The 24,397-nt window shown below is 35.6% G+C and carries 24 protein-coding genes; 9 read left to right on the top strand and 15 right to left on the bottom strand.

From position 1 onward, the window contains the following. Positions 1-9: 9 nt before the first annotated feature. The 3 genes from rbsR to DN393_RS25365 form a co-directional block, all read right to left on the bottom strand. Positions 10-981 carry a ribose operon transcriptional repressor RbsR gene (gene rbsR / locus DN393_RS25375; RefSeq protein ID WP_000104028.1) on the bottom strand — a complete coding sequence of 324 codons (972 nt, stop codon included), beginning with the start codon at positions 979-981 and terminating at the stop codon, positions 10-12. A 137-nt stretch (positions 982-1,118) separates the two neighbouring features. After that, positions 1,119-2,732 carry an MDR family MFS transporter gene (locus DN393_RS25370; RefSeq protein WP_064477078.1) on the bottom strand — a complete coding sequence of 538 codons (1,614 nt, stop codon included), beginning with the start codon at positions 2,730-2,732 and terminating at the stop codon, positions 1,119-1,121. A 19-nt stretch (positions 2,733-2,751) separates the two neighbouring features. Beyond that, the gene (locus DN393_RS25365) at positions 2,752-3,210 is read right to left on the bottom strand and encodes a MarR family winged helix-turn-helix transcriptional regulator (RefSeq protein WP_001132358.1); all 459 of its coding nucleotides are present in this window, start codon (positions 3,208-3,210) and stop codon (positions 2,752-2,754) included. A 272-nt stretch (positions 3,211-3,482) separates the two neighbouring features. Here DN393_RS25365 and glpT point away from each other — a divergent pair, with 272 nt between their 5' ends. The 6 genes from glpT (at position 3,483) to opp4A (ending at position 10,740) form a co-directional block, all read left to right on the top strand. Beyond that, on the top strand, positions 3,483-4,832 hold the full coding sequence (gene glpT / locus DN393_RS25360) for a glycerol-3-phosphate transporter (protein ID WP_048562905.1): 1,350 nt from the start codon (positions 3,483-3,485) through the stop codon (positions 4,830-4,832). Between the two features lie 284 nt (positions 4,833-5,116). Next, positions 5,117-6,136, top strand: coding sequence for an ABC transporter ATP-binding protein (locus tag DN393_RS25355; protein ID WP_000795364.1), 1,020 nt, complete (start codon positions 5,117-5,119; stop codon positions 6,134-6,136). Beyond that, positions 6,123-7,049 carry an ABC transporter ATP-binding protein gene (locus DN393_RS25350; protein WP_001196372.1) on the top strand — a complete coding sequence of 309 codons (927 nt, stop codon included), beginning with the start codon at positions 6,123-6,125 and terminating at the stop codon, positions 7,047-7,049. Before DN393_RS25355 ends, DN393_RS25350 begins: the two co-directional genes overlap by 14 nt. 14 nt (positions 7,050-7,063) lie before the next feature. After that, positions 7,064-8,029, top strand: a complete 966-nt coding sequence (opp4B, locus tag DN393_RS25345) for an oligopeptide ABC transporter permease (protein WP_033657692.1) — start codon at positions 7,064-7,066, stop codon at positions 8,027-8,029. Between the two features lie 17 nt (positions 8,030-8,046). Then, entirely contained in the window at positions 8,047-8,952 is a 906-nt protein-coding gene (locus DN393_RS25340; protein WP_000880734.1) for an ABC transporter permease, read from the top strand. Between the two features lie 12 nt (positions 8,953-8,964). Then, complete coding sequence (opp4A, locus tag DN393_RS25335) at positions 8,965-10,740, top strand: oligopeptide ABC transporter substrate-binding protein (RefSeq protein WP_098275233.1); 1,776 nt, start codon at positions 8,965-8,967, stop codon at positions 10,738-10,740. A gap of 100 nt (positions 10,741-10,840) precedes the next feature. Here opp4A and DN393_RS25330 read toward each other — a convergent pair whose 3' ends face one another. The 4 genes from DN393_RS25330 to DN393_RS25315 all read right to left on the bottom strand — a co-directional run bounded on the left by DN393_RS25330 (position 10,841) and on the right by DN393_RS25315 (position 14,517). Then, on the bottom strand, positions 10,841-10,966 hold the full coding sequence (locus DN393_RS25330; RefSeq protein ID WP_000453509.1) for a DUF4027 family protein: 126 nt from the start codon (positions 10,964-10,966) through the stop codon (positions 10,841-10,843). 208 nt (positions 10,967-11,174) lie between these two features. Beyond that, positions 11,175-11,597: a universal stress protein gene (locus tag DN393_RS25325; RefSeq protein WP_000277996.1), complete on the bottom strand. Its 423-nt coding sequence runs from the start codon at positions 11,595-11,597 to the stop codon at positions 11,175-11,177. 65 nt (positions 11,598-11,662) lie between these two features. Then, on the bottom strand, positions 11,663-13,114 hold the full coding sequence (locus tag DN393_RS25320; protein ID WP_149174059.1) for a SulP family inorganic anion transporter: 1,452 nt from the start codon (positions 13,112-13,114) through the stop codon (positions 11,663-11,665). A 155-nt stretch (positions 13,115-13,269) separates the two neighbouring features. Then, positions 13,270-14,517: a cell wall-binding repeat-containing protein gene (locus DN393_RS25315; RefSeq protein ID WP_098103199.1), complete on the bottom strand. Its 1,248-nt coding sequence runs from the start codon at positions 14,515-14,517 to the stop codon at positions 13,270-13,272. A gap of 174 nt (positions 14,518-14,691) precedes the next feature. On the opposite strand from DN393_RS25315, the gene DN393_RS25310 reads away from it, so the two are divergent. Both DN393_RS25310 and DN393_RS25305 read left to right on the top strand, forming a co-directional pair. Continuing rightward, a complete protein-coding gene (locus DN393_RS25310) occupies positions 14,692-15,369 on the top strand; it encodes a response regulator transcription factor (protein WP_064477080.1) in 678 nt (225 codons plus the stop codon). An 11-nt stretch (positions 15,370-15,380) separates the two neighbouring features. Continuing rightward, positions 15,381-16,766 (top strand): sensor histidine kinase, encoded by a 1,386-nt coding sequence (locus DN393_RS25305; protein ID WP_149174058.1) that lies wholly within the window; start codon positions 15,381-15,383, stop codon positions 16,764-16,766. Positions 16,767-16,785: 19 nt separating this feature from the next. Here DN393_RS25305 and DN393_RS25300 read toward each other — a convergent pair whose 3' ends face one another. Further along, positions 16,786-17,307 carry a dihydrofolate reductase family protein gene (locus DN393_RS25300; protein ID WP_149174057.1) on the bottom strand — a complete coding sequence of 174 codons (522 nt, stop codon included), beginning with the start codon at positions 17,305-17,307 and terminating at the stop codon, positions 16,786-16,788. A 95-nt stretch (positions 17,308-17,402) separates the two neighbouring features. Here DN393_RS25300 and DN393_RS25295 point away from each other — a divergent pair, with 95 nt between their 5' ends. After that, a complete protein-coding gene (locus DN393_RS25295) occupies positions 17,403-18,365 on the top strand; it encodes a helix-turn-helix transcriptional regulator (RefSeq protein ID WP_370458108.1) in 963 nt (320 codons plus the stop codon). Positions 18,366-18,406: 41 nt separating this feature from the next. Here DN393_RS25295 and DN393_RS25290 read toward each other — a convergent pair whose 3' ends face one another. From DN393_RS25290 to DN393_RS25260, 7 genes are all read right to left on the bottom strand, one after another. After that, positions 18,407-19,825, bottom strand: a complete 1,419-nt coding sequence (locus DN393_RS25290; RefSeq protein WP_064477083.1) for a hypothetical protein — start codon at positions 19,823-19,825, stop codon at positions 18,407-18,409. After that, positions 19,791-20,348, bottom strand: coding sequence for an RNA polymerase sigma factor (locus DN393_RS25285; RefSeq protein WP_064477084.1), 558 nt, complete (start codon positions 20,346-20,348; stop codon positions 19,791-19,793). Before DN393_RS25285 ends, DN393_RS25290 begins: the two co-directional genes overlap by 35 nt. A 179-nt stretch (positions 20,349-20,527) precedes the next feature. Beyond that, positions 20,528-21,013 (bottom strand): HIT family protein, encoded by a 486-nt coding sequence (locus tag DN393_RS25280; RefSeq protein WP_098110870.1) that lies wholly within the window; start codon positions 21,011-21,013, stop codon positions 20,528-20,530. Between the two features lie 11 nt (positions 21,014-21,024). Further along, positions 21,025-21,402: an OsmC family protein gene (locus tag DN393_RS25275; protein ID WP_064477086.1), complete on the bottom strand. Its 378-nt coding sequence runs from the start codon at positions 21,400-21,402 to the stop codon at positions 21,025-21,027. Then, positions 21,386-22,804: an amino acid permease gene (locus DN393_RS25270; protein ID WP_064477087.1), complete on the bottom strand. Its 1,419-nt coding sequence runs from the start codon at positions 22,802-22,804 to the stop codon at positions 21,386-21,388. Before DN393_RS25270 ends, DN393_RS25275 begins: the two co-directional genes overlap by 17 nt. Before the next feature lie 204 nt (positions 22,805-23,008). Then, entirely contained in the window at positions 23,009-23,653 is a 645-nt protein-coding gene (locus tag DN393_RS25265) for an amino acid ABC transporter permease (protein ID WP_064477088.1), read from the bottom strand. Next, positions 23,654-24,310, bottom strand: a complete 657-nt coding sequence (locus DN393_RS25260; RefSeq protein WP_064477089.1) for an amino acid ABC transporter permease — start codon at positions 24,308-24,310, stop codon at positions 23,654-23,656. Between the last annotated feature and the right edge of the window lie 87 nt (positions 24,311-24,397).

The raw sequence follows: 24,397 nt of genomic DNA, 5'->3' as shown, positions 1-24,397 counted from the left end.
TTCATCTCCTTACTTCGTTGTATTTCGTTCTATAATTTCAATCGGTAAACGATAGTGTTTCTCTTCTAATACGTTTCCTTCCATCTGCTCTAACAACAGCTCTGTTGCAATTTTCCCCATTTCATAAATTGGCTGTGCAACAGTTGTAATAGATGGATACATCATTTCTGTTAAAGAAATTCCATCGAATCCGATAATTTGTAAATTATCCGGAATAGAAATCCCCTTTTGAAGTGCAGCCTTTACAATACCTATTGCAATTAAATCATTTCCAGCAACAATTCCATCAATATGTGGGTATTCTTCTAATAATTCCACCGCTACACGCTCACTATTAGCTGGATCAAATGTACTCTCTGCAATCATATAAGAAAGATTATTTTGCGTAATAACGTCTACAAAACCTTCAAAACGCTCATTAGCCGTGCTTACGTCACGCGGTCCGCGAATATGAGCAATATGTTTACAGCCTTTATCTATTAATAACTTTGTCGCTGCCTGACTCCCTGCATAGTTATCTGCATATACAGTAGGAATACGCTCATTAAACATACGGTCAATTGCAACAACTGGAACAGACAACTTCATGTAATTAACACTATTTTGTGGATTTGTTGCTACAATAAATCCATCCACATTATTTTGCCTAAGTACATCAATATATTGCTTTTCTTTCTCTAAGCTCTCATCAGAGTTACAAAGGACAACTGTGTATCCTTGCTTATGCGCTACATCTTCTACGGCACGTGCAACTTCTGGAAAGAACGGATTCACGATATTTGGAACAACTAAGCCAATTAAACGAGATTTTTTGTTATACAGTGAACGCGCTACTGTACTAGGTTTATAATCTAGCATCTCAATTGCTCGCTCTACTTTCTTTAATGTATCTTCATGAACATATCCATTTTTATTTAACACTCTGGAAACGGTCGCAACAGATACTCCCGCTAATTTTGCAACGTCTTTAATCGTACTCATTCTCTTCCCTCTCCATTTCATGTAACCGTTTACAGAAAATAATATAACGTATTTCTAGAAATACGTCAATCATTTCTCACGAAAAAGCTTTTAAGGTTATACTCAAAAAAGCACCGCCATAAGGCGATGCTTTTTCATTACGAATACGATACAGTTTGTTCTTTGTCCTCTGCAGCTGGCTCTTCAGCGTCTTTTTTACGATCTGACAGTTTAATCTTCTGTAAGAAAATCGTAAAGATAGCACCTACTACGATAAATACTAATCCTGTTAGGAATACAGTATGAAGTGAGTCTACTAAAGAGTTTTTCAAAATCGGTACAATGCTGTTAGCGAATGCTTCTGGCATTTGTTTTAATGCCTCTGGACTAAATAGCATCGAATATAAACCTTGCGGGTCTGTATGAATCATATCTTTAAATTTCGTTACCATTTGTCCCGCTTCTTTCGGGAACGTATCTAATACAGGTACTAATTTATTTGTTAATGTTGTACCTGAAGTGTTGTTCATAATTGACCCTAAAATTGTAATACCAAATGTTCCACCGATTTGACGGAAGAACTGACTTGATGATGTTACGACTCCAAGATCTTTTTTCGGGAAACTTTCTTGTAACGCTAATGTTAATGTCGGCATAACAAGACCCATTCCTAAACCGATAATACTCATATAAAAAGTAGCAGTAAGTTTAGTCGTGTGCATATCCATCGTTGTTAATAACCAGAAACCACCAGCCATAATAAGCATCCCTGTAATAATTTGTGGTTTCACACCAACTTTTAATACAAGTTGACCACCGATAATACTCATAACAATCATTGTAATCATCATTGGTGTCATAATTGTTCCTGATTCAGCAGCACTTACTCCTACAATTCCTTGCATGAAGAATGGTACAAACATAATCGCACCGAACATTCCGATACTCATAAAGAAACCAATCGCATTCAGTATTGTAAACGTGCGATTTTTAAAGAAATGCATCGGTAAAATTGGTTCTTCTGCTTTCGTTTCAACGATAACAAAGCTAACAATACCAATTAGAGCTAATGCAAATAAACCGATAATTTGCCAAGAATCCCACGGATAATCTTTTCCGCCAAACGTTAATGCAAGTAATAAACTTACAACACCGAGAATCATCGTAAAGATTCCAGCGATATCAATTTTGATCGGTCCTGTTTGTTTATGTGACTTTAATCCCATTGCAATAAAGATTGTTGCTAAAATACCAACTGGTAAGTTAATGTAGAATACCCATCTCCAGTTCACTGCGTCTACAATCCAGCCACCCACTTGTGGTCCAATTACAGAAGCAAGACCGTATAACGCACCAAAAATACCTTGCCATTTCGCACGTTCTTTTCCCGTAAACATATCTCCGATAATAATCATAGCCATTGGCATCATAATACCGCCACCAAGACCTTGAATACCACGGAAAATAATTAATTCTGTCATACCATTTGCCATACCACATAACGCCGAACCAACCATAAAGATAACTAGTCCCGTAATATATACGTTACGACGGCCAAGTAAATCCGCTAATTTACCTGCAATTGGTACAACTGTCGTTGATGTTAACATATAAGCTGTTGTTAACCACGTCATTAAGCTTAATCCGCCTAGTTCACCGACGATACGCGGCATTGCTGTACCAACGATTGTTCCATCTAATGCAGCAAATAGCATCGCGATTATTAAACCGATTAACAGCAACTTTCTATTTATGTTTTCTTGTTGCTCCATGTAATCTCCTCAATTCCTCTTAGTTATTCTCTTTTTTCTCTTGTGTCCCGCAAATAATTGTTTCTAACTTCTCAAAGAGGCGTAACAAATCTTCTCTTTCTTGTAATTCTAAATGTGAGAAATATTTTGCAATATGCTCATTACGAGCGGTCATTGCCTCTTCTACTCTAGCTTTCCCCTTTTTTGTTAACTCAATGATGACAACACGACGGTCATCTTTGTCGTGATAGCGTTCTACAAGCTCTTGGTCAATTAGGCGATCAATCATCACTGTAATTGCACTAGGCTTTACATACATCTTTTTTGCTAATTTTGTCGCTCTTGAAGCACCGTAATGATCCAAAATCTTTAAAATATAAAACTGCGGTGGTGTAAGTCCTGTTGCTTGCATTTGTTCTAATAACTCCGTCTGCATTTTCTTTCCAATCGAAAAGGCAAGAGCTTGAATTTTATCGATATGCGTCATATCATTTGGCATGTTATCCACCTCTTATTTAAGCAATAAAATATTTAACGTATTTAAATATTAATCCCACAAACAAAATCCGTCAACACTTTTTATTTATAAAAACGTTTACATTTTTGTCACAAAGTTGTATAATTTTCGACGAAGTTAATATTGACAGTCACGGAGAATCGGAGTATACGGCTATGAATCATAAAAAAGGAAACTTTTTTATATTTCATGGCCTTTTTATATTCTCTCTGACTTACAACATTTCGAATTCATTAGGGGAGGATTTTCATTTTATGTTTTTTACACAATTATTTAAACCTGCGCCCCACGCGGAACGCTTACCAGCTGATCGCGTTGATAGCGAATACCGTAAATTACGTTTACAAGTATTCTTAGGTATCTTCATCGGCTATGCAGGTTACTACTTTGTTCGAAAAAACTTTTCACTAGCAATGCCATACTTAATTGAACAAGGCTTTAGTAAAGGGGAACTTGGGGTTATCCTTTCAGCAGTATCTATCGCTTACGGATTAAGTAAATTTCTTATGGGTATCGTATCCGACCGTTGTAATCCTCGCTATTTTTTAGCAGCTGGGCTATTTTTATCAGGTATCATTAATATTATTTTCGGCTCATTTTCTTTCATTACAACGAGCATTATACTTATGTTTGTCCTTCAGTTTTTAAATGGATGGGTACAAGGTATGGGCTGGCCTCCTTGTGGTCGTACGATGGTTCACTGGTTCTCTATTAGTGAACGTGGTACAAAAATGTCTATTTGGAACGTCGCTCATAATGTCGGTGGCGCACTTATGCCTTCTCTTGTAACATTAGGGTTATATTTCTTTGCAAATGACTGGCATAGTATTTTTTACTTCCCAGGTATTCTTTCAATTTTAGTTGGTATTTATGTATTAATTACGATGAGAGATACACCTCAATCTTGTGGATTACCTTCTATTGAAGAACATACTGGAGAATATCCAGCAGATGAAAAAGTAAAAGATCGAGAACGCGAACTTTCAGTAAAAGAAATTTTATTTACATACGTACTAAACAATAAATTTTTATGGTACATCGCTATTGCGAACGTTTTCGTTTATTTCGTACGTTACGGCGTTGTAGACTGGGCTCCTACTTATTTAGTAGAAGAAAAAAGTTTTACTCATAGTAGCTCTCGCACAGCTTATGCTCTATACGAATGGGCTGGTATTCCAGGTACACTTCTTTGCGGATGGATGAGTGATAAACTGTTTAAAGGGCGCCGCGCACCTGCTGGTATTTTATTTATGGTTGGTGTATTTATCGCCGTTCTTGTTTACTGGCTAAATCCTCCTGGTAATCCAATGGTTGATAGTATTGCACTTGTCGCAATTGGATTTTTAATTTATGGACCTGTTATGTTAATCGGCCTACACGCACTAGACTTAGCACCAAAAAAAGCTGCTGGAACTGCAGCTGGTTTAACTGGGTTCTTCGGTTACCTAGGTGGAGCTACTTTTGCTAGCGCAGCTATGGGCTTTATCGTCGATGCATTCGGATGGGATGGCGGATTCATCTTGTTACTTGTATCTTGTGTACTTGCAATGTTCTTCCTTGCTCTTACTTTAAAAACAGGATCTGCAAAACCAAAACAAGCTTAAGTACTAATATTATTCTTATCAAAAAAAGAGAGACTGTTCTTTCCAGAACACCTCTCTTTTTTCTACATATAAATCTTTTTTCTTACAAAAGATTTATTTTCCTCTCACATATATGTTAGCGTTTTCAAAACACTTCAACTACTAATACAACTGCATTCAATTTTTGTATAAAAAGATTTTTGAATATTTTCTCAACTTATGCTTGTCAAACATTGTCAATTTATATTAAAATAACAACAACATACAAAATATTTAGTCTTTTCTGAAAAGATGGAGGGATAGCCATGAAGAATCCACTTCTTCGCATTGAAAACTTACAGACTTCCTTTCGCATACAAGATCACTATCATGCAGCAGTAGATGATGTTTCGTTAACTGTCCATGAAAATGAAATTGTCGCGATAGTTGGTGAATCAGGTTGCGGAAAAAGTGCACTTGCCCTTTCTATTATGCGATTGCATAATGAAGCAAATACAAAATTACAAGGGCAGCTTAACTATAGAGATAAGGATTTACTAACTATGTCAGCCGCAGAGATGAATAAAGTACGCGGATCAAACATCGGTATGATTTTCCAAGAACCTCTTACAGCACTCGATCCTCTCATGACAGTTGGAAAACAAATCGAAGAAAACTTAGACTACCACACAAGCCTTTCAAAAGTTGAAAAAAAAGAACGCACCTTAGAACTACTTCATCAAGTTGGTATTCCAAAACCAGAACTTACATATAAACAATACCCACACGAATTATCTGGCGGAATGAGACAAAGAATTGTTATCGCAATTGCAATTGCTTGTAACCCAGCACTCATTATTGCGGATGAGCCAACAACGGCTCTTGACGTAACCATCCAAGCACAAATTTTAGACTTACTAAAATCTATTCAAGAACAAACGAAAATGGGCATCATTTTAATTACTCATGATTTAAGTGTTGTCGCAGAAACAGCCGATCGTATCGTCGTTATGTACGCTGGACAAGTTGTAGAGACAGGAAAAGTTGAAGAGATTTTTAACAATCCTCTTCACCCATATACTCGTTCTCTATTAAACTCCATTCCATCTGCGTATGGTGAAAAAGAAAAATTGCATGTAATTCAAGGGGTGGTTCCTTCGTTAGCGAAGCTTCCTCGCACAGGTTGTCGCTTCCAAGCTCGAATTCCATGGATTAGACCTGATCAACACGAGGAAAATCCAATTTTACATGAAGTAAAACCAGACCATTGGGTACGTTGTACTTGCTACAAGCATTTCAACTTCCAAGATAAGAAAGGAGATGACGTAACTCATGGCACTGCTTAAAGTAGAAGATTTAAAAGTACATTTTCCAATTAAAGGTGGCTTCTTCGGCCGCACATTAGATTACGTGCGTGCTGTCGATGGTGTAAGTTTTGAATTACAACCGGGTGAAACATATGGGATCGTTGGTGAATCAGGAAGTGGCAAATCAACAACGGGTAAAGCAATTATGCATTTAACGAAAGCAACAGAGGGTAGCATTCATTTTAATAATAGAGATTTAACAAAATTAAGTCGCTCTGAACTACGTGAACAACGAAAAGATATTCAAATGATTTTCCAAGATCCTTATTCATCATTAAATCCGAAGAAACGTGTTCTCGACATTATTGCTGAGCCTCTTCGAAATTTTGAGAAGCTCTCACCTGATGAAGAACGTAGAGCGGTTCAAGAATATCTTGATAAAGTTGGTCTAAATCCAGAGTCAATTTATAAATATCCACATGAATTTTCCGGCGGGCAAAGGCAGCGGATTGGTATTGCACGCGCTCTTACATTAAAACCTAAGCTTATTATTGCTGATGAGCCAGTATCTGCGCTTGATGTCTCTGTACAAGCACAAGTATTAAACTTCTTGCAAGATTTACAAGCTGAGCTCGGACTAACATACTTATTCATTAGTCATGATTTAGGTGTAATTCGTCATATGTGTGACCGTATCGGTGTTATGTATCGCGGACGCATCGTCGAAGAAGCAACTAGTGCAGAAATTTATAGTAATCCGCAACATATTTATACGAAGCGCCTAATATCAGCAATTCCTGATATTCGTCCTGAAAACAGAGAGAGACAGCGTAAGCTCCGTCAACAAGTAAGCTCTGAATACGAGAAATCATACGAAAATTATTTCAATGAAAACGGTCGTGCTTATGACTTAAAAGCAATCTCGCCAACGCACCGGGTGGCATTACCATAAGGGAGTGATAAAACATGTGGAAGTTTATATTACGGAGATTTTTAGTGATGATCCCGCAATTATTCGTGTTAAGTGTACTTGTCTTTCTACTAGCTAAGGCAATGCCAGGCGATGCCTTAACTGGCAAAGCAATGAATCCAAAAGCGGATCCAAAAGTGATTGAAGAACAACGTGAAAAGCTTGGATTAAATGACCCAGTTCCAACACAATATGTTCGCTGGATTAAAAATGCAGCCCAAGGTGACTTTGGTATTTCCTATGCACATAAAATGAAAGTAACCGATTTAATTGGAGAACGACTTGGAAATACAGTATCTTTAGCACTTGTCATTCTTATTCTTACTTATTTAATTGCCATACCACTGGGAGTTATAAGTGGGCGTTGGAATGATACATGGGCTGATCGACTCATTACCCTTTACAACTATCTAGGTTTTGCTACACCACTATTTATATTTGCACTAGTTATGCTCTTCCTATTCGGATTTAAGTTTGCAATATTCCCAACCGGCGGTAGCGTAGATCCTCAAGTTGCAACAGGTACATTTGCTTACTATTTAAGCAAATTGAATCACATGCTACTACCAGCTTTATCCGGGGCATTAATCGCAACAGTTGGTACTGTTCAATATTTACGAAGCGAAATTATTGATACGAAACATAAAGATTTTGTTCGTACAGTAAGAGCAAAAGGTGTTCCAGAATCAAAAATCTATTCTAGACATATTTTACGAAATTCATTCTTACCAATTGCAGCCTTCTTAGGCTATGAAATTACAGGATTAGTTGGCGGTGCCATCTTTTTAGAAAGTATTTTTAGCTATCCAGGAATTGGACAACTATTTATACAATCTATCTCTCAACGTGATTTTAGTGTAATAACTGCACTCGTTATGTTTACTGGATTTGCAACGTTACTTGGAACTCTCCTTTCAGATATTATTCTAAGCATCGTCGATCCACGTATTCGTATTGATTAAAGAAAGGAGATGACGTTATGTTAGCAAACCCTGAAAAACAAACTGAAGTTATTCATTACGAAAAAAGCCCTTCTGGTTTCTCTATTATGTGGCGAGAACTTCGTAAAGATAAATTAGCAATGTTTTCACTTATTTTCCTAGCAATCTTATTACTAGCAGTCTACGCAACATCTTTTATTATGAAACAAGAAGATATTGTACGAGTTGATTTATTCGCTATTTATGCTCCCCCCTCTGCTGAACATTGGTTAGGAACAGATTATGGAGGACGCGATATTTTCGGCCAACTTATTATTGGTACACGGAACTCTTTTACAATTGGATTAGCAATTACTATTCTTTCTTGTTTAATTGGTCTTTCAATTGGATTAATTGCCGGGTATTTTGGAGGAGCTATTGATAATATCATTATGCGCATTATCGACTTTGTTATGGTTTTACCATTTTTAATGCTTGTAATTGTATTTATTACACTTGTCCCTACATTCAATATTTTTACTTTCATTTTAATTATGAGCGTGTTCTTATGGACAGGAAAGGCCAGATTAATTCGCTCAAAAGTATTAACTGAAAAAGAACTAGATTATGTCTCTGCATCTAAAACTTTAGGAACACCAAACTGGAAAATCATTCTTTTCCAAGTACTACCTAACTTAAGTTCAATTATCATTGTTAGCGTTACATTAAATCTTGCTGGAAACATCGGTATTGAATCTGGTCTAACTTTCTTAGGATTTGGTCTACCAGAAAGTACACCAAGCCTTGGTACACTTGTTAGTTATGCTAGAAATCCAGATGTATTACAAGAAAAATGGTGGATTTGGTTACCCGCATCAGTCATGATTTTAACATTGATGCTGTGTATAAATTTTATTGGTCAAGCGCTACGCCGCTCGGCCGACGCAAGACAAAGAAAAGGATAAGGGGTGGAAGAAATGACAAATAAGCCAAAATTTTTCAAAGTATTAAGTACACTTGCCGTTTCAACATTGCTACTTTCAGCATGTGGGGGCAGTGGTGGTAGTGAAAAAACGAGCAGCACAAAAAAAGTAGATACAAATAAATTTAGTGCATCTGTTAAAAATGATAAAAAGGAAATTAAAGATGGTTCATTAACATATGGTCTTGTTTCTAACACACCATTTGAAGGACTTTTGAACTTCGCTGTATATGAAGGAGATCCTGATAACCAAGTCATTACAATTTTCGATGAATCTTTATTATCAAATGACGAAAACTGGGAATACACGAATGATGGCGCTGCTACATATGAAATTTCTAAAGATAAAAAGACAATTACATTAAAAATCAAAGATAATGTAAAATGGCATGATGGAAACCCTGTTACCGCTGAGGATTTAGAATACTCTTATCTAGTAATTGGTAGCAAACAATATGCTGGTTCTCGCTATGACACTCAAATGCAAATGATTGAAGGTATGGAAGATTACCATAATGGAAAAGCCGAAAAAATTTCGGGTATAAAGGTAACGGATCCAAAAACAATTTCGATTACATTTAAAGAACCGAATCCTTCAGTGAAAACTGGACTTTGGACATATCCTCTTCATAAGAAATACTTAGGAGATGTACCAATCGATAAATTAGCAGAATCTGATAAAATTCGTAAAAACCCAATTGGTTTCGGGCCTTTTAAAGTGAAGAAAATTACGCCAGGTGAAGCCGTTGAATTTGAACGTTTTGATGATTATTATGGCGGAAAACCAAAACTAAAAAGTATGGTTTTAAAAGTTGTTAACCCTTCCGTTGTTAACGCGTCCTTAAAAAATGGTGATATTGACATTGCTGAAGTAAGTGCAGATCAGTATCCAAATGTAAGTAAATTAAAAAATGCACAATTAGTCGGTAAAACTGATTTATACTATAGCTATATCGGTTTTAAATTAGGCCATATGGATAAAGAAAAAGAAGAAGTAGTGATGGATAAGGAGAAATTTAAAGATGTTCGTGTACGTCAAGCAATGGCGTATGCTATCGATCGAAAAGAAATTGGTGAAAAATTATATCACGGCCTACGTTATCCGGCTAACTCACCAATTCCACCATCTCTACCAAAATATCATAACAATAAAGCTGGTGCCTATGATAAAGATATAGAGAAAGCTAAAAAATTATTAGATGAAGCTGGCTATAAAGATACGAACGGAGATGGATTCCGTGAAGATCCGAATGGTAAAGAATTTAAAGCTAATTTCTTATCAATGAGTGGTAGCGATGTAAGTGAACCACTTGCAAAATTCTTTATTCAATCTTGGAAAGACATCGGCCTAAAAGTAGAGCTTCTTGATGGTCGCTTACATGAATTTAACTCATTCTACGATATGATTAAAAAAGATGATCCAAAAGTTGATCTTTTCGCGGCAGCTTGGGGAACTGGATCTGACCCAGATCCTTCTGGTATTTGGGCTAAAGATGCAGCGTTCAATTACCCACGTTGGGCTACTGACAAAAACACAGAATTATTAAAACAAGGTATTTCTCCAGAAGCTGCTGATGAAAAGTACCGTAAAGATGTCTACGATAAATGGCAAAAATTAGTTCATGACGAAGTACCATTAATTCCACTTCATTATAAATTTGACTTAAAAGGTGTAAATAATCGCGTAAAAGATTATAAATATACACCAGAAGATCAATACAAGTGGGGTAAAGTTAGCGTAACAAGCGATAAAGCAGAAACAGAGAAATAAGAAAATAGCTCCTAGCACTAAGATACATGCTAGGAGCTATTTTCTATTTATAATACTTCTCTTGCTATTAATAACAACCAATTCCTTCCCTACTCTAAAATTAAAAGATTTGATGAACCATCTTTATTAAAATAGCTAACGTAACAGATGCAGCAAATCCGCCTAAACAAATTAAGCTTACCCCTTGACTATATGATAAATTTTGCAATGATTTCATTACTTCCATCCTCCCTATCTCCCCTTTGATACTCTTATTTTACCAATGGGAAAAATTTCATAACATCGATTTTTCTGACAACAAACTTACAAATTTGTAAGTTAACATTTTCTAAAACTTATGTATCTAGTATGTCCATACCTTCCCCTTTTATACGCCAAAAAGGACCTTGAATTATATCAAAGTCCTGCTTACACTACAGAGTATCTCACTCAATTTATTTAATAATCATCACCGGGCATTTCACTCGTTTTGCTATTTTATGACTTACACTACCAAGCACCATCTCTTGCAGTGTATTTAATCCTCTACTTCCAGCGATAACAAGATCTATGTCTCCTGTATTTACATATTGAACAATCGTATCTCCTGGATCGCCATGTAATATCGTAATTTTATAAGAAATGTTCTCTTTCTTTAATAAACCTTCAATCTCTTTTAATTTATCTTTTCGACTAGCCGATATTGTTTCTAGATCTGTTTGACCTTGTATAATATCTGATTTTGCCGTTCTATTATCTACTACGTACACAACTTCAACATTTGTTTCTTCGCTACATTTCGCAATATATGTTGCATGTTCCGCTGCTCGAAGTGCATGTTCAGAACCGTCACATGCTAATATAATTTGTTTGTACATATGCTGAATCCCCTTTTCGTTATCCTACCCGTATTATATAATAAAGCCCCCTAAAAAGGAGGCTTCTAACTAGCAATTCTTTTATTATAAGTAGCTAAATTTGAAATAATCTTCGAGCTTCGTTCATTTAATCCCGTTATACTTACTTTCACGCCACTTTGTTCATACTTCATGATAACTTTATCAATTGCAGCTACTGCTGAATCATCCCATATATGCGCATAAGTAAAGTTCAACTCAATTTCTTCCACATCTTCATTGAATGAAAAATTATTTATAAAGTCTGCTGTAGATGCAAAGAAAAGTTGACCATGAATTTCGTATATTTTCTTATTTTCAATATATAAATGTTTCACGTGAATCTTTGCCATATTGAATGCAAATAAAACCGCACTAATTACTGTTCCAATAATTACACCTAATGCTAAATTATGTGTAATTAAGACAATCAAAACTGTTACGATCATAACAAACGCATTTCCTTTTGGTACTTTATGAATCGTTGTTACAGAGTTCCAATCAAATGTTCCGATTGAAACCATAATCATTACTGCAACTAAAGCTGCCATTGGAATATGAACGACATAGTCACCTAAAACAAATAGTAATACGATTAAAAATCCGCCCGCTACAAATGTGGATAAACGACCTCGTCCACCTGATTTAATATTAATAACAGATTGTCCAATCATTGCACACCCTGCCATTCCTCCGAAGAAACCAGCCACAATATTTGCAATACCTTGCCCACGTGCTTCTTTATGTTTATTACTTTCCGTATGCGTCATATCATCTAAAACTGAAGCTGTTAATAATGACTCTAGTAAACCGATAATTGCAAGCATAACTGCGTACGGTAAAATAATCCCTAACGTCTCAAGTGTAAAAGGTACGTCAGGAATGCTAAAGAACGGTAATTCTTTCGGCAAGCTTCCCATATCTCCTACTGTTTTTAACTGCAATCCGCTCATAAGTGCAATACTTGTCACAATAATAATAGAAATAAGTGTAGACGGTACAGCCGTCGTAATACGTGGAAATACATATATAATTACAAGTCCTAATGCGACAAGTGCATACATTTGCCAAGTTGCATGTTTAAAATGTGGTAATTGCGCTGTAAAAACTAAAATTCCAAGTGAATTTAAAAAACCACTCATAACAGATTTAGGTACAAACTTCATAAATGAGCTCAGTTTGAACACGCCAAAAATAATTTGGACAATACCGGTTAATATTGTTGTAGCAAATAAGTATTGCAAACCGTGATCTTTCACGAGCGTGACCATTAATAATGCCATTGCACCTGTTGCAGCTGAAATCATCCCAGTTCGTCCGCCAACAAATGAAATGGTAACTGCAATACAAAAGGCTGCGTATAACCCAACGGTCGGATCCACGCCTGCAATAACTGAGAAAGCAATCGCTTCAGGAATTAACGCTAAAGCAACAACAATTCCTGACAGCACATCCCCTTTCACATTGGAGAACCAGTCATTTTTTATCGTTTGAAACAAAATACCACTCCTCTACTCTTTTATCATTTGATTTTCTCCATAAGAAAACCTAGGCCGACTGCACGAAGGCTATTATATAACGAGTAGAGGATTTTGCGCTATGTAAAAGTTTCCTAAAAAAAGACGCTACCTTCATAGCGTCTTTTCTCATTTCATTAATGTCCACCGTGCCCTTGACCACTTTCCTGAACAATCTCTAACCTTTCATCCAGTATACCTTGTGTTTCAAATGAAATATCACTCGTACTTCCTAATAAGAAGCCGTGGTTATACGGTCCAAGTGTTGGGTCATCTTTAAACTTCGGCTGAATACTAGCAAGGAATTCATACACTGGCTGTGAAGCTTTCCCTTCTTCTAACAATACAACAGGTGCGTGTTTACCCATATGTGAAAATGGTGCCCCTGCAACTGCTAAGTCTGGTGTTTTGCTTGAAACAAATGATAAACCGTGACCTGGTTTTGTAAACCCCCATCCAAATTTCGTTTTTTCATCTTTAAACTTCGCAAATGCAACCGAATTTTCTGTTGGAGTCTCTCCACTAATACGCGTTATTTTTCCGTATTTACTTAACTCTTTTTCTACTGCTTTTGAAATGATTTTTTCTGGTCCTAATACATATATATTCGCTTTATCTTTTCTCATCTTTAATGCCTCTATCGTCGCTTCTGGCACTTTATCTTTTTCTGTATATAAAAGCGGTTCTGGCATATGAGAAATCCAATTTACAGCTGGTGTTGTATATAAACGCCCTTCTTCTTCAGACGAACCGATAATAACACTATTTGGATAGCTACCTGTTATATCGGCATATTCTTTATCCACATCTTTAGCAAATGTAGCTGGATCCGTTGCTTTTATTTGCTTTACTTTATAATCTTTTAATTGCTCAAGGATAAATGCACCTACATCCCCCATCACCATAATTTGTGTTCCATCTTTCGTTCCGAGCGGATTTAATCGTTTTATTTCTTTTAACGTCATTTCGGGTACCTTTTCTTTTTCTATAAATAAAATCGGCCCGTTATTCGGATGATGAATAAGATCCGCACTCGCAATACCTAATTGCCACTCGTTTACTGGTACTAAAATAATAGCGCCTGGCTGATTCTCTTTATGCGTTGCTGGCCATATCGTTTGCGAAGTTACTACTGCCATTTGCAGTGGATCGTTTGTGTTTAATCTCGTTACATTTTTTAAACTTGTCGTTAATAAATCATTCGATGCACCTTCGTTCATTTCTTTCGGCGCAGTTACCTCCTGATTCATTTTCATTTCCTTTTGCTCTGTTTTCTTCTCTTTTGTAGATTCATGATTTTTATGATCTGTGTTCGTCTGCCCACACGCCGCAAGACCAGCCGCCGCAATTATTGTTATCCCAAAGATTCGGGTCATCTTTTTCACTATACCGCCTCCGTATGAATCGTTTTCGAGCCAATATGATTACCTAAAATGAAATTTCAACTTTACAATAACAAGCAATTCTGAAGAAATTATGCAGATGCATGATAATCTGCACCATTTCTTCATGATTTTGACTTACAATTTAATTAATAACTACAAATGCGGAGGTACTCTATGGTCGATATACTACTCGTAGATGATGAGCCGAGAATGCTTGAATTATTAACGCTTTATCTTACTCCAATCGGATACAACTGCGTATGTGCAGTATCCGGGGAAGAAGCTATTTCACATATAGAAAATCGAAACTTCAAATTTGTTTTACTCGATATTATGATGCCAAAGATGGATGGGTGGGAAACGTGCAAAAGAATTCGATCCTTTAGTAACGTTCCCATCATTATGGTAACGGCTCGTGATCAAACGGTAGATGTCATCCAAGGGTTAAAACTTGGAGCGGATGATTATGTAACGAAACCTTTCCATGAAGAAGAGCTTTTCGCAAGAATTGAAGCTGTTTTAAGGCGAACGAATCAACACGCTCAAATCCAATATCACGGCATTTTATGGGATGAGGCAAAGCATTTCGTTTCTGTCTATAATGAAGAACTTCTTCTCACTCCAATCGAATTCTCTTTACTCGGATTATTTTTACGTCATGTGAACTACGTGTTAAGCCGCGATCAGCTCATTGAACGAATTTGGGGATTAAATACAAATACAGAAGATAGAACAGTCGATTCACATATTCGTAATTTGCGTGATAAATTACGAAAAGTAAATTTCCCTATTGATCACCATTTAAAAACTGTTTACGGAGTCGGCTATCGATGGATTGATACTGTAGATTAAGGAGCAAAACGATGAAGCGAATCTCTATTCAACTCGGATTTTATTTTTTAATTGTTACACTTTTAATCGAAAGTGTTCTATTTGTCTTGCTTTATTATAGCCTTGTCAACAATAGAGTAAATGAAGAAATGACAGCTTTATTAAAGCGTGGAAATAGTCACCGAGATGTCCTTGAAAAGTATTTTGATAAGCAAACAATCTCCCATGTTGCACTAATGGAATCTGAAGCCGAAACCACTGTCGTTATTACAAATGCCAATAAGGATGTGCTAGCTAAATCTAATGAAATAAATACTACTATAAAAAAGCATATTGAAAAGATGCAAACACGGACAGATCATGACGGAGCAATTATAGAGAATCATTGGAAAACAGCTAATTATATATGTACAATTAGCCCCATTATAGTGGCGGGAAAAACGGAAGGCTATGTATATATGTTTCTCGGAACAGAATCAATCGAGGAACTGGTTAACGGGCTAACAAGACAATTCATTATTGCCGGAGTCATTACGTTTCTATTAACAGCCATCACCATCTTTCTCTTATCACGGTTGTTAACAAAACCATTGTTACACATGAAACATGCCACTGAAAAAATGAGTAAAGGCGACTTATCTGTTTCATTAACAACTACTCGAAATGATGAAATTGGTGAGCTAGCATCATCTATTCAAACGCTTGCTAATGATTTACATTATATGAAAACAGAGCGAAGTGAATTTCTAGCAAGTGTTGCTCACGAATTACGAACACCGTTAACATACGTAAGAGGTTATGCTGACATTGCTTTAAAAGAAACCACATCTCCTGAGCAACGTTTGCGATATTTATCTATTATAAAAGATGAGTCTGATTACATTACAAACTTAGTTCAAGATTTATTTTCACTTGCACAAATAGAACAACATAACTTCTCTATTCAAGTAAAAGAAGTACATTTACACACCTTCCTTACTCGCATAGCCGAAAAAGTAAACGCCATGTATAAAGAAAGACATATTAAAGTTTCCTTCTTTTGTCCTCCTACACTGGTAGTAAGCTTAGATGAACAGCGATTTGAACAAGTTATAGTGAACATTTTAAATAACGCTTATAGACATTCAAACGAACATTCTCATATAAACATTTCTGTTACAGAAGAAAATAAACGTATTTCCATTACAATTGAAGATGAAGGTGAAGGTATTCCGCCTGAAGACCTCCCTCACATTTTCGACCGCTTTTATCGAGTTGATAAAGCTAGATCACGCGCTACAGGCGGAACTGGTTTAGGACTATCTATCGTGAAAGAAATTGTAGAACTACACAGCGGGAATATTACTGTAACGAGCGAAGTCGATCATGGGTCTTGTTTTATCATTTCATTGCCATCTATACAAAAACACGACTACTGATGGTAGTCGTGTTTCTTTATCATTTTACTTTATAATATAAATTTACAAATTGCCCAAAACGTTTCGTATCCGTTAGAGTTAAATTAATTTCTGGATTCTTGTCTTGAAATAACAGAACTCCAGAACCTAATATATGCGGTGTAATCGTAACAACATATTCATCAATTAGATTATTCTTAAAGAATTCTCTCAGTAGCTCTCCTCCACCAACCATCCATATTTTAGATCCTTCTTGTGCTTTTAACCTTTTTGTAAACTCCACTACATCTTCATTTACAAACTCTACGTTTCCGTCTGAACCTTTTTCTGAACGAGAAAAAACATAACATGTTTTATCTAAGTACGGGAATGTTTCCGTATGCTCTACTACATAATCGTACGTTTTCTTTCCCATAATTATTGTATCAATCGTTTCGTACATTTCTGTATAACCGTTATCTCCCTCTCCTTCCGTTTCCATTAACCACTCTAAATCATCATTTTCTTTCGCAATATATCCATCTAAGCTCGCCGCAATAAATAAAACTATTTCACGTGACATATTTTTCCTCCTTATATCTCATCTTGATAACATATGATGTAAACAATATACTAACAATAAAACATGACACTTTATGTCATGTTAAAAAGAAAAAGGTGATACATTTGTCAAAAGCTAAACGCTTATTAGATATTCTTATATTTGCTTCTGCCAAAAAGACATTTACAGCTCAGGAAATAGCTGATGAATTTAATATTTCCGTTCGTACTGTCCACAGATACATTTTAGATTTAAGTGATATGGGATTACCTATTTATGCAGAACAAGGTCGTAATGGAGGATATAAAGTATTAACGAATAAAGTCATTCCCCCTATTTTATTTACTGAAGAAGAAGCGGTATCCATCTTTTTTGCTTTTCAATCTTTAAGTTACTATCGAGACTTACCTTTTAACACAGAAATCAATTCCGTTACGCATAAACTGTATAGCTCTCTACAACATGATGCGAAAGCGAAAGTTGATAAAATACGCTCTTATATTGCTTTTTGGAATCCAAAGAGAACAATTGATACACCTCTTTTAAACGAAGTGCTAACCGCGGCTATTGAAAATAAAAATTTACACTTTCAATACGAATCTAAATCGGGGATAAAAACAAAACATGTTCATCCTATCGGTGTATATGCTCATGATGGGCTATGGTACTTACCATCCTATGACTTCAGCAGAAAAAAAGTATTACTGTATCGCGTTGATCGTATTCTTTCTATATTATCAACAGAAGAAACTGAAGATACATTCATGAATTTAGAAGAATGGTTCGACTCGAGCTCTAACGTAGTACACATTCCTACCCAGTTACATGTCTCATTAACAGCAGAAGGCGTGCGCCAATGTAAAAGTGCTCCTTACCTTGAAGAATTCGTGGTAGGAAACGAAGACAGGACAGGATATATACATTCAACAATTGATAAAGGTGAAATTAACTTTATTACCCCTTTATTTTATAGACTTGGAAAAGATGCACGAGTTTTAGAGCCGAAAGAATTGATAGATGGTTTACGTATGCGCGCGAAAGAAGTTTTACATATGTATGAAGACGAAAAAAGCTGCTAAATATAAGCAGCTTTTTTCGTCCCGTTGTTCCTATTGTTTTATTATTGACGAATGTCAAACCACCAACGATTTTTCGAATTCATATTCTCAGTTCCACTAAAACCACTGTAACGGAAAGCATCAAGGAAAATTGAATCTAGTTTATCCTCATCCACAAAATAACCTAAATTAACTTTCATCGTTTGGCCAGGTAGGATACTACCAATATTGTAAAAGCTTTTTCCATCTCCGTGAGGTTCTAAATAATCGACTTCGCCCGTCATAATATTTTTTTCCGCAATTCCATCTCTTTCAGCGTAATTCCATACATTACCTTTACCTTTAAGCACTTGTATGGATGGAGTCATATAGATTTCTTCTGTCGCCTGTTTACCAATATTTTTCACTGTTGTTGTCAGGTAGACAAATTTAGGATGAATTAATTTTGACTCTACTAATGTATCAATTGAATCTTTACCATTTCCAACTTTATATTCATCCCGTCTATATGGTATCAATTGTCCCGCTTGATCCAAAGCTTGATTCTCGCTTAGTCTTCCTAATCCCATTTCATTAAAGTTTTCTTGCTTAAAATCTTTGATTGAATCAAAAGTTTCAACTTTTTCTATCACATATTCAATTTGGCTCTGATCCATAGATATCGTTACTGGAACCTTTTGCCCTATATGAAATAGTCGTTTGCTATCTTTTTTCAAAGGAATCACCTTAGTTGTTTTACCTTCTTGGCTAAAATACTTTTTATCATAATCGCTTATATGTGATGACTTTTCTTTTGACGTGGGCTCAAGTGAAATGCTCCCTAACACATCTATCATTTGCTCTTCGTTTATATCGTTTCCAATATAACTTTGTAACATAATTCCCTCTTCCTCAAAATAGAGAAAAATCACTCTATTAAACATTAAATCTTTATTACCAGTTTCTCTATGGACAATTACTGCCTTCTTACCATTTATCTCTTTTTCTTCATAACTTTTCGAGTACAGAGTTGGAAAATCTGAATTCTCCCCTACTCTCCAAAGTGCGAATGAAAATCCACCCATTGCGTAGTTATCTTTAAACGAATATTTCATAGCAGAGTCATCAATTGCCTCCATATTTTCTGGTAATTTATCGATTTTCAATTTATACCACTTACCAGCCTTTTTCGAATCCTTGTTTGTTACCGAAACATTTACTTCATAATTTTGTTTTTGAACAATCATATTATAGACTTTCACTGCTCCAAAAACGGTTGTCGGCATGCCGATTAATAAGCAAGCAGCAGCGATTAACATACGATGTCTTTTACGCTTTTTCTGCGGTTGTCCATCTTTCAGCTTCATTTCCTCCATAAACAATTTCCTTTTGCGCGTATATGTATGTGAAAATTCATGTCTTTCTTCGAGTTTATCAAAATCATCTAAAGCAATTTTTTCAGCAAGTTCATATATTTCTTTGGAGTTCTTTGAATTCGTCATGTTGTATACCTCCTATCATATTTTGGATTCGTTTTCGAGCGCGTTCAAACTGCTTGCGGACATTAACCTCGGTTATTCCCATAACACTTGAAATCTCTTGATACGTTAAGTTATAGAAGACTTTATACTTAAACACCTGTCTGTTAGATTCACTTAATTCTGTTAGCAATGTATCAATTTGAACCTCAGACATTTTACGTTTTTCCCACTCTTCAATATTTTCATCTACCGCTTCTATTGATTCTCTTTCATATTCTTCTAAAAATGTTTCATGTCGTTTATTTTTCCGGTAACTATCAATCGCCTTGTTTTTCACGACCCTCAAAATGTAACGTTTAAGCTCTTCAGTGCTCAAGCTATGGAGCTTTTCCAAGTTCTTATAAAGTGTAATAAACGTCTCTTGAACCGCATCTTCAGCCTGCTGAATATTATTTAAAATAGAATACGCTACATAATAAATTTTTTGTTCGTACAACTCATATAGCCCTTCCATCTTTTCATAATCGTTGTTTGTGACTTTCATATAATTCCTCCTCTCACTCTATATAACGAATGGGCGATATACTTTGTGACACTGCATAATCTTTTTATATATAAAATTTAATAATAGAATAAACAAAAGCCCAATTTCTCTATTTTAACTGAGAAATTGAGCTTTTGTTTATTAGAATTTTCCTGACTGTTCCCTTAAGAACATTCCTCTTACGCCTTTTTAGTAAGCAGTATTTGCTCTATCGCTTCTTTTAACAAATTCTTTGTCTCTTCAAAATTATAATTCTTCTTTTCTCCCGATTGTACCGTATAAAACTCAGCAAATGAGCGCCCTTTATATCTTGGTACGACATGCATATGGTAGTGTGTTAGCTCGTTAAATACTCCACCATTTTGACAAATCGTAATTCCGTCTGGTTTATATAATGATTTAATCGCTTTTGCAATCAACTTAGAAGCATCCATAATTGCTTTCGCTATAACATCATCTAATTCGTCCACTTCTACAACATGCTGCTTTGGCACAATTAAAGTATGTCCTGGATAGAAAGGTTCATGATCTAAAAAGCATGTTACATACTCATCTTCATATACTTTATATATTTTTTCCTCTCCGCTTGCTAATTTACACCCTAAACATTCCATCATATTTCCCCCTTTATTAAAAACATAAAAACGTGAGAGCCGTATTCTCACGTTTTTATGTTTCACTTTATTAGTTCAATTGTTTCCGTAACCTTTATACTATCTTTTACAGATTGAACAATCGTGCAATTTTTCACTGCAAGTTGCAGTGCTTTGTCCAACTGCTCTTCTGTAATGTTTTGCGCTTTAATTTTATAGTGCAAATGAACACTTTCAACTGGTTTTGATAAAGCTTCACTTCTACCAATTTCCGTTTCGATTGTAAACGTATCGTATATAATACGTTTCTTTTCTAAAATTGTTTGAAAGACAATTGCACTACATCCTGCGATAGAAGAAACGAGTAATTGTAACGGAGAATACCCATTTTCTTTTCCAATCGCTAATGGACCATACGATAAATCTGCCTCTATATCATCATGCTTAATTTTTATTTTCATACTTGGCTTCCATCTCCACTTTCATCGGCTTCTTCCGTTTCTTACTCATATAATAATATATATAGCAGAAAATGATAAATGGAATACCACAGTATAACGCCATTCTTTGTTCTGGAATAAACGCTAAACTAATAACAACGATACTATTTGTAATTAAAGCTAAAATAGGAACAATTGGATATAACGGTGTTCTATACTTTAAGTCCTCTAACTTTCCTCCACCTTTTATATACTGACTTCTAAAGCGAAGTTGAGATAGAGCAATAATGATCCAACTTGAAACAGCGGATAAACCAGCTATAGATAATAAGTACATGTATACTGTATCTTCTGCAAGGAAACTTGTGAATAAAGAAAGACCAGCTACCGCAATCGTTACAACTAGTGCTGTAATTGGAATGCCACGTTTATTTACTTTCTTGAAAGAAGTTGGTGCCATTCCTTCATTTGCAAGTGACCATAATATACGAGTTGCCGCATATAATCCTGAATTCGCTACAGATAGTAACGCTGTAATAATAACGAAGTTCATAATATCAGCTGCATATGGAATACCGATTTTATCAAATACCACTACGAATGGACTTTCAATTACCCCTGCTTCTTTCCAAGAAATCAATCCTACTAAAATCGTCATTGTTAAAATGAAGAATAACATAATGCGCCATACTGTATTACGGATCGCACGTGGAATTGTTTTTTCTGGATTTTCACTTTCTCCCGCTGCAATCCCGATTAACTCTGTTCCTTGGAACGAGAAGTTAACTGTAATCATTGTAAGTAATACGGCAGCTAGTCCATTCGGGAATAATCCGCCATCGCTTACAAAGTTAGAGAAAAGAGGTGCTGCTTCTTTTCCGTCATATGATATAAATCCTAATAATGCACTACCACCAAGAACAACAAATGCAAGAATTGTAACTACTTTAATACTAGAGAACCAAAACTCTAATTCAGCATAACTCTTCGCTGATATTGCATTTGAAGCATATAAAATAACTCCGAATACGAGACACCATACCCAAACATCAACATTCGGAAACCATCTTTTCATCATTAAACCAATTGACGTTAATTCTAAACCTACCGTTACTGCCCAGCCAAGCCAATATAGCCAGCCGATCATAAAGCCCGTTCCTGGTCCAATAAACTTCGTCGCATACTTTTGGAAAGAACCTGAAACCGGCATTGCTACCGTTAGCTCTCCAAGACAAAGCATTGTTAAATACATAATAAATCCGCCCACTAAATAGGAAAGGATGGCTCCCCCTGGTCCAGCCTGATTAATGGTGTAACCTGAACCTAAGAAAAAACCAGTCCCGATTACACCACCTAGTGCGATCATAAATAAATGTCTACTCTTCATCGTACGATGTAATTTCTCATTCGTTGGTTGCTGCATCTAAATCCTCCCCCTACCGATACCCCTATATCTTGTTAAAATTTTCTGATAATAAAAATATACACGAAAGCGATTACAATTTCTATATAAAATTAAAACTTTTCTGATAAAATAATATAAAAAATCGAATTATCGCGAGTTTTAGATTCTAATTAGAGGAAAATAAGGTTAAACAAGGAAAAACCTTTACATATATTGTAAAGGTTAACGAAGTTCTAATCTTCTCGATAAAATTGATAAACTATAGTTTACGATAAAGTACATACAAGCTACTACTATAAACGTTGGAATCATATAATTTACATTCTGTCCGCTAATAATTTGAGCATTATGCATAAGCTCTGGCAGTGATATAGCAACTGCTAATGATGTATCTTTCAGCAATGAAATAAACTGACTAACAAGCGGCGGGACCATTCTTCTTAATGCTTGTGGTAAAATAATATGCCAAAGCGCTTGAACATACGTTAATCCTGAAGATCTTGCAGCCTCAATCTGCCCTTTTTCAATAGATAATAAACCACTTCGAACAATTTCAGATATCATTGCTGCTTCAAATATTGTTAAGGCAACAATTACAGCTGTTATAATTTCTAATTTTAAGCCTGCTTCTGGAAGTGCAAAATACGTGAAAAATATAATTAAAAGTAGTGGTAAATTTCGAATTACTTCAACAATAATTCCTAATATTTGTGAGACGACAGGTATTTTCATGTAGCGCAATATTCCTATTACACTACCAATAATAAAGCTAAGTACAATTGCTACGAGCGCTACCTCTAACGTTATAAGTAATCCTTTTAATAAAAACAGAATATGATCTCCTGTAATTGCTCCCTTAAAATCCATTTACACCGCCTCCTTTGCTAAGCGTTTTTCTAAATAACGCACTAGCATACTGAGCGGAATTGTTAATATTAAATAAAACATCCCGACAAATATATACACATCGAACGTAACAAAAGTCTTCGTTGAAATTAAATCTCCTTGATACATTAAATCAGTACCCGCGATAATTCCGAGTATGGAAGAGTTTTTTACTAAATTGAGAAATTGATTTCCTAGAGGAGGGATTACGATTTTCATCGCTTGAGGTAAGACTACATAATACATTCCCTGTACATACGTTAATCCTGAAGACCGTGCTGCTTCCATTTGCCCTTTTGCAACGGATAAAATACCAGCGCGAATGACTTCCGCAATAAACGCTGCCGTATATACAGTAAGCGTAACTGTTCCTGCTACAAAACCATTTAAAGTAATTCCTATTACAGGTAAAGCGAAATAAAATATAAATGCAATTAATACGAGTGGAATATTTCTTACAAACTCCACAAAAGCTGACCCTATCCAATTTAAAATACGAATAGGTGAAATACGCATTACAGCCAAAATTACTCCTAAAATAAAGCTTCCTATTAATGCAATTACACTAGACATCACTGTATATTTAAAGCCTTCTAAATACATATCAATGTTATTCGTTAATATAGAAAAATCAGGCACATATTCTCCCCTCTTTCTTTACAAGAAGAGGATGAGCGTCCCTCATCCTCTTACTATTTATCAATGGGAATACAGCTCCGCTCATTA

The sequence above is a fragment of the Bacillus sp. BPN334 genome, assembly GCF_008368885.1.
GTDB classification, from domain to species: domain Bacteria; phylum Bacillota; class Bacilli; order Bacillales; family Bacillaceae_G; genus Bacillus_A; species Bacillus_A wiedmannii.
The sequence above is the reverse complement of the archived record's forward strand: the minus strand, read 5'-3'. Positions and strand labels throughout refer to the sequence as shown.